The following is a 571-nucleotide window of genomic DNA, read 5'->3' as shown; positions in this document are numbered from 1 at the left end:
CGGGCCCCCGTCAATTCCTTTGAGTTTTAGCCTTGCGGCCGTACTCCCCAGGCGGAAAACTTATCGCGTTAGCTGCGCCACTAAAGGATCAAGCTCCCCCAACGGCTAGTTTTCATCGTTTAGGGCGTGGACTACCAGGGTATCTAATCCTGTTTGCTACCCACGCTCTCGCGCCTCAGCGTCAGTATTGATCCAGGAAGCCGCCTTCGCCACTGGTGTTCCTCCCGATATCTATGCATTTCACCGCTACACCGGGAATTCCGCTTCCCTCTACCATACTCTAGTTTGGCAGTATCGAATGCAGTTCCCAAGTTGAGCTTGGGGATTTCACATCCGACTTACCAAGCCGCCTACGCGCGCTTTACGCCCAGTAATTCTGATTAACGCTTGCACCCCCCGTATTACCGCGGCTGCTGGCACGGAGTTAGCCGGTGCGATTCTTCTGCAAGTAACGTCAAGGCCCGGAGGTATTCGCTCCGGGATTTTCTTCCCTGCTGAAAGTGCTTTACGACCCGCGGGCCTTCTTCACACACGCGGCATTGCTGGATCAGGCTTGCGCCCATTGTCCAAT

1 rRNA gene (cut by a window edge) is annotated in these 571 nt (G+C 55.2%); it reads right to left on the bottom strand.

Annotation, left to right across the window (positions count from 1 at the left end):
• A 16S ribosomal RNA gene (locus OXU43_01865) occupies positions 1-571 on the bottom strand (its annotated part continues 382 nt past the right edge of the window); the annotation flags it as partial.

This window comes from Gammaproteobacteria bacterium, assembly GCA_028817255.1.
In the GTDB taxonomy this organism is placed as follows: Bacteria; Pseudomonadota; Gammaproteobacteria; order Porifericomitales; family Porifericomitaceae; genus Porifericomes; species Porifericomes azotivorans.
This window is presented reverse-complemented; position numbering and strand designations above follow the sequence as displayed.